Source organism: Streptomyces sp. NBRC 110035 (genome assembly GCF_000829695.1).
Taxonomy (GTDB): domain Bacteria; phylum Actinomycetota; class Actinomycetes; order Streptomycetales; family Streptomycetaceae; genus Streptomyces.
This window is the reverse complement of sequence record NZ_BBNN01000047.1, coordinates 97,510-103,350: the sequence shown is the minus strand read 5'-3', so window position 1 is coordinate 103,350 and position 5,841 is coordinate 97,510. Positions and strand designations below refer to the sequence as shown.

General features: G+C 72.3%; 6 protein-coding genes. 1 reads left to right on the top strand and 5 read right to left on the bottom strand.

Annotated elements, in window-relative coordinates; all coding sequences use genetic code 11:
- The 5 genes from TU30_RS29335 to TU30_RS29315 form a co-directional block, all read right to left on the bottom strand.
- Positions 1-606: transposase (locus TU30_RS29335; protein ID WP_042175767.1), on the bottom strand; the 606-nt coding region annotated here is incomplete at its 3' end.
- A 206-nt stretch (positions 607-812) separates the two neighbouring features.
- On the bottom strand, positions 813-1,415 hold the full coding sequence (locus TU30_RS29330) for a hypothetical protein (RefSeq protein ID WP_234308022.1): 603 nt from the start codon (positions 1,413-1,415) through the stop codon (positions 813-815).
- Positions 1,402-2,952 (bottom strand): VWA domain-containing protein, encoded by a 1,551-nt coding sequence (locus TU30_RS29325; protein ID WP_042175761.1) that lies wholly within the window; start codon positions 2,950-2,952, stop codon positions 1,402-1,404. Before TU30_RS29325 ends, TU30_RS29330 begins: the two co-directional genes overlap by 14 nt.
- Positions 2,949-4,124: a toxic anion resistance protein gene (locus TU30_RS29320; protein ID WP_370626730.1), complete on the bottom strand. Its 1,176-nt coding sequence runs from the start codon at positions 4,122-4,124 to the stop codon at positions 2,949-2,951. Before TU30_RS29320 ends, TU30_RS29325 begins: the two co-directional genes overlap by 4 nt.
- 22 nt (positions 4,125-4,146) lie before the next feature.
- Positions 4,147-5,223: a substrate-binding domain-containing protein gene (locus TU30_RS29315; protein WP_042175758.1), complete on the bottom strand. Its 1,077-nt coding sequence runs from the start codon at positions 5,221-5,223 to the stop codon at positions 4,147-4,149.
- A 214-nt stretch (positions 5,224-5,437) separates the two neighbouring features.
- Between TU30_RS29315 and TU30_RS36635 the strand changes: the two genes are divergently transcribed.
- Positions 5,438-5,644: a hypothetical protein gene (locus TU30_RS36635; RefSeq protein ID WP_199816914.1), complete on the top strand. Its 207-nt coding sequence runs from the start codon at positions 5,438-5,440 to the stop codon at positions 5,642-5,644.
- Positions 5,645-5,841 lie beyond the last annotated feature (197 nt).

The following is a 5,841-nucleotide window of genomic DNA, read 5'->3' as shown; positions in this document are numbered from 1 at the left end:
CCGGGAGTCCTCGGCCCTGGTGGCGTAGTGCCTGAACCAGTCCGGCTCCGCGATTCCCACCAGCCGGCCCGGGACAGTCCGGGCAAGTGCGTCGAGCGCGGAACGCAAGGTCTCGGACACCATCTCCAGCCAGGACGGCTCCCGTACCGACGACAGCACATGCGTAGCGTCGGTGCGGGCCCGGCCTGTCGTTTTCAGCAGGCCCTTCTCCCGAGCCGCGACCAGGACGCCGTCCAGCACCCGCAGCCCGGCGTCAGCCTCCACCAGCCGATCCCGGAACTCCGACAGTACCGAGAAGTCGGACCCCGGATCGCCGAGCTGGAGGCCGAGCGCGTACTTGAAGTCGATCCTGGCCCGGACCGCTTCCGCGGCCTGCCGGTCGGTGAGCCCTTCGACGGACTGCAACACCGGTACCAGCGCGAGCCGACCCGGTGACCAGGCAGGCCTGCCCCGCGTCTGGAACAGGTCCACGGACTCCTCGTCCGTGAACAGTGACCCCGGTTCGTCCCGCACCCGGATCGCCGGACTCCCGTTCGGGAACGCGGCCCGCGCCACCCGCACCGTCTCCGCCGGGATCTCCCCAGACCCCTTCGGCTGCATCGACATCCGCACCCACCCCAAACGACAACGTCGGCCTTCAAGACCACAACCGGGTCTCGAAGGCCGACGTCACGCCAGGCCCCGGATCAACCGACAGCATCAACGGCGTGGGGGCCCTGGGCCTGTCGTCACCCACCCGTCCGCCCCGACGGGAACGGGCGGCGACGGGCCTTCGCCATGTCACCGCCCACCACCCGGCGAGTCCGAACCCCCTACTTCGACCGGTCCTTCAGGTACTGCGAGAGCGCCCGCTGCCGCTGCCGTTCCTCCTCGCCCACGCTCTCGACCAGCCGCAGTGCCTCCGCGCCCAGCAGGCCGAGCTGGTGCTCGAGATGCCGCTCCGGAGGCTCCTGGCCCGGTGCGAGCCGCGCCCACCAGCGTGTCCGCACGAACGTGTCGACGGCCTCCGGAACGTCCTGCCGCACCGTCCGGGACAGGGCATGGACGGCCTCCGGGTCCCGGGCGAGGACCTCGGGCGCCCCGTCGGGGTCGAGCAGCGCGGACAGCAGCCCGGTCAGTTCGCCGAGCCGGGCGGCCGCCGCGTCCGGCAGGTCGACGCCGGCGAGATAGGCCTCGAGCCGCTCGAAGTCGGCCCGTACCCCGGCGAGCTGCGCGGACGGGTCCGGGAAGTCCGGCGGGTCCGGCCGCTCCGGCGGGGCGATCAGCGCGCCCGCACCGTACAGCCCGGCCACCACGACCGGCCAGTACGCCCCGGCCAGGCCCGTGAACGTCAGCACCAGCCCGGCGAGCCCGCCCGCACTCCCGGCGAGGTTCTTGCGGGACTCCAGATACGCCATCGCCCTACTGGTAGCCACGGATCTCCTCGAAGGCGCCGTCCAGCGAGCCCTGCCGGGCGTCGAAGAGACGGCCGCCGGTCAGCTCGGCGATGCCCTCCAGTTCGGTGCGGTCGGAGTCGCCGAAGAGGACGGGGAAGACGGGGATGCCGGCCTGTCCGTCCGGCAGTCCGGCGTGGAAGTCCTCGAACGCACCGGCACCGGGGCCCGCCGTGTTCTCGCCGTCCGTCATCAGCACGATCGACGCGAACGTGTCCTCGCCGCCGCCGAGACGGGCGTAGGCCTGCTCCAGTGACGAGTAGATCGCGGTGTCGCCCGAGGCGGACAGCCGGCCGGCGTCCCGGCGGATCGCGGCGAGGCCCTTCTCCGGGTCGTCCGGGCCGACGACATGGGTGCGCACGCTCTTCACCTCCGTGCCGAACGGCATCAGCGTGACCTCCTCCCGCTCCCGGAAGTCGCCGGTGAGACCGGTGAGGGCCGTCTTCAGCCGGTCGAGGCGGTCACCCTCCATCGAGCCGGAGGTGTCGAGGACGTACACCGTCCGCGAGGGACGGCGCAGCTCGTTCCGGTACGAGTCGAGCAGGCCCTCGGCGACGGAGAGGCTGCCGGGGAACGGCAGTTCGCGCCGCCGGCCGTCGTCGAGGGCGGCCGCCGGTTCCACCCCGGGGACCACCGGGCGGCGCAGCGTGCGGTCGGTGATCAGCCGCTGCACGGCGTTCGAACGCAGCGCCCCGGTCACCCGGCGCACGTCCTCGCGGGTGGCCGCGTCGGTGGCGGCCAGGGAGGAGAACGGGTAGTCGGCGGTGACCACGCCGTCCTTCGGACGGATCACGGTCAGACCCTTGATCCCCTCGAGGACGGACTCGTAGTTGAGCAGTGCGTCGACGTCGCCGCGGCGCGCGTACGCGCTCGCCAGCCAGCCCGACGACCCCGAGGTCAGCTGCTGCCCCCCGAAGAACTCCTTCAGCTTCGGGCGGGCCTTCGCCACGTCCGCGTCGGTGAGCGCGGACTGGGCTCCGGAGAGTGCCGAAGCCACCGAGACCAGCGTGGCGAAGCCGGAGTGGGAGCGGGCCGGGTCGGTCATGCCGTAGGTGAGTCCGCCGTCCCGGACGGCACGGTCGATGTCGGACCAGGTGACCTCGGCGGGCTTCCAGCCGAGCTTCCCGACGACGGACTCCTCGACCCCGATCGCGACCGGGCTGGACATGACGGGGGTCTGGGAGACGACCTTCTTCTCCGCGGCCGGGTTCAGCCGCAGGTAGTCGTTGGACGCCAGCCACACGGCGTCGTACCTGCTGTCCGCCTTCCCCTCGGCCAGCAGGTCCACGGCGTCCAGGGTGCCCGTGTAGGTGGGCCGCAGCGTGACCCCGGTGTCCTTCTCCACCTGCTCGAACACCGGTTCCATATCCCTGAGTTCGCTGGAGGCGAGGACCCTCAGCGTGCCGGGCCGGGGCGCGCCCGTGTCGCCCCTGTCCTCGTCGGCCGCGCCGGTGCACGCGGTCAGCAGGGTGAACGCGGCGAGCGCGGCGGCCGGGACCGGGGCCGGTGGACGTCTCATCGGAGGCCGCCCTCCAGCGAGTTCTGCAACCGGCTGCGCTCCAGGTACGTTCTCGCACCCTGGAGTTCGGAGGTCAGGCTCTCCACCGTCGCCGCCATCGCCCCGGCCGCCCGCACCTTGTAGGTGTCGATGTCGTCGAGGGTGCGGTAGATCTGCTGGAACGCGGCCCGCAGCGTCTCGACGCCGACCGCCGGGTCGGCCGCGATGCGCTGAATCTCCCCGCCCTGCGTCGCCAGCATCTCCGCGTTGGACCGGACCAGTTCCTCGGTGGTTCCGCGCAGGGCGTCGACCTGCGCGACGACCTTCCTCTGGTTCTCGAGCGCGGAGGCCAGCATCACGGAGATCCGCAGCGCCGAGACGGTCGTGGTGGCCGCCCGGTCCACCCCCTTGATCAGCTCGTCGTTGTTGCGGCGTACGACGTCCATGGCGAGGTAGCCCTGTGCGCAGACCGCGAGCTGGGTCAGCAGGTCCTGGTGCTTCTGCCGGACCGGGAAGAGGACGTCGGCGCGCAGCGCGTCGGCCTGCGCGGGGTCGCCCGCCTCCACTCCCGCGATGTGCTCCTCGACGGCCGCGTCCAGGGCCTCGGTCAGCACGACGTACTCCTGGAGCTTGCCCATGCTCTCCCAGAGGCGGACCCGCTCGGTCTGCAACGAGGCGTTGTCACGGCGTAGTTCGTCCTGCCCGCCGCGCAGCGCGCCCACGATCCTGTTCAGGGTGGACTGCGAGGAGGCGTACCTGGCCACGTGGTCGCGCAGCTTGTTGCCGCCGGGCAGCCGGGAGAGGAACCTGCGTCCCCTGCCCGCCGGCAGGTCCCGCGGGTCCAGGTCCTCGACCACGCGCCGCAGTTCGACGAGCGAACCCGCCACCTTGGACGGGGCGTCCCCGCCCTTGCCGGGCAGGCTGCGGACGGTGCGTTCCAGCATGCGGTCGGACTGCGCCGTGGCGGTGCGCATCTCGCCGGCGCCCAGCGCGGTGATCTCGCCGACCTTGCCGGCGAACTCGGGCGAGCGGGCGTCCAGGGCCGCGAGGCCCTCGACGTACGCGGCGGCCCTGGACGCCATCTCCTCGCGGACGCCGTCCTCGACCGGGACGAGTCCGCCGGCCTTCTCCCGCGGCACGGCGGTGACGGCCTCGGGCGGTGTGAGGGTGAAGTCCCCTCCGGTGTTCGTCACGTGCATCGTTCCCCCTTGTCCGCTATCCGCGCGCCCGTCGCGCCAGTTCGCGCAGCACCGCGGAGGTGGGCACGGGGGCCTGACGGACGCCGGTCAGTTCCTGCTTGAGGTACGCGGTGCGCCGCGAGGCGGCCTGCGCGAACTCGGCGATGTCGTCCTGCGGCCGGAAACCGTGCCGGACCGCCAGCTTGCGCAACGCCGTGTCGGTCCGGAGGAGTTCGGTCAGGTTCTTGCCGTCGTCGGTGAGCGGCACCACGGTGTGGTCGCTGTTGACCGTGGTGTCCGGGTACAGGACCACCAGGTCGTCGGGATTCTGCTGCTCGGCGAGGAGGGCGGCCACCTGGGACTCGTAGACGAGGACGAGCGGGTTGCCCGCGCCGCTGACGAAGTCCCGGAAGACGGCGTCGGAGCCGGCCTGCTGCGCGCCCTGCACGCTGACCAGCTTGCGCATCAGCGGTGCCGCGCGCCCCACCTCCGCGTCGCTCGAGACGACCTTGCCGCCGTTGGCCACGTAGGAGGCGGCGGCCAGGTAGAGGGCGCCCGAGTTGGAGGTCTCCGGATCGGTGCTGGAGATGTACAGGGTGCCGGTCAGCTCCCCGTACTCGCCCGCTCCCTCGAGTTCCTGCCAGGTCCGGTCGTCCCCGGCGGCCTCCAGGTAGGGGCCCATCTTCAGGGTGCCCCGGTTCCTCCCGTCGAGCGCGGCCAGCCCGTTGCCCGCGAGCACCTCGGCGGCCCCGCTGTGGGCCACGACGACGAGCGGCGAGTAGAACGGACGGGGCAGCGCGCCCCGGACCCCGTGCTTGGCCGCGATCTCGACGGCCGGCGCCCGGCTGGACGGGAAGGCGAGGTCGTACCCCGTCAGGTCCAGCCCCTCCATGGCCCAGGACCCGGAGGTCTCGGCCTCGACGGTGTAGCCCTTGGCGGCGAGGGCCTTCACCACGTCCGGATCGGCGAAGAACTCCGTCTTCTCCGACCCGACGACCATCCGCACGGTCTTCGTTGCCGTGCCTGTCCCGTCCCTGTCCCGGCCCGCCACGGCGGCGGCCACCACGCCACCGATCAGCAGCACCGCGAGGACGATTCCCGCGATACGTCTCACACCCGGAGCGTGCCGCCGGAACCCGTCGTTCCCGGGTGGCCGAGGTGAACGGAGAATGGCCTCGCGATACCGGTATGCAACAGGAGCCGGTCATTCCGGACCGGTTGCCCGGGAGTCCTCACGCCGTCACGGCCACCTCGTCCCGCCGGCCTGGTGCCGGCCTGCCCGGAGCACGCTTTACCGTTGCCCCATGGTGCCAAGAATTGATGTGCTCATGACCCTTGTGTGCGGTGACGTGGAGGAGGGGCACGGAGCCGTCGCGGACGCGTTCCGGCGGAACTTCGCCGACGGCCGGGAGATCGGTGCCGCGTGTGCCGTCTACCGGGACGGGGTCGAGGTCAGCGTCCTGACGCACGCCGGTGGTAGTCCCGCGGGCGGGACGTGTACTGCGGCGCCCCGGTCGATCGCGGCCCGGCCGTGACATGAGGACGGCCGCGCGGGTTCCTCGAGCGGGACCGGGGAGTGGGCCCGCGCAGCCCTGCCCCCTCCTGCCTTCACCGGTGTTCACCGCCGGCATCCCGGCGGTTCGACCGAGGAGCCGGCCGCACCGCGGTCCGCTTCGTACGGAGCGGACGTGGAGGAGCGGAGCCGTGCCGACGGGGTGGTCACGGGCGCGTG

What these genes read in the sequence shown, in the direction of transcription:
- TU30_RS29325 (WP_042175761.1), bottom strand. Translation starts at nt 2,952, where the DNA reads ATGAGACGTCCACCGGCCCCGGTCCCGGCCGCCGCGCTCGCCGCGTTC.
- TU30_RS36635 (WP_199816914.1), top strand. Translation starts at nt 5,438, where the DNA reads ATGACCCTTGTGTGCGGTGACGTGGAGGAGGGGCACGGAGCCGTCGCG.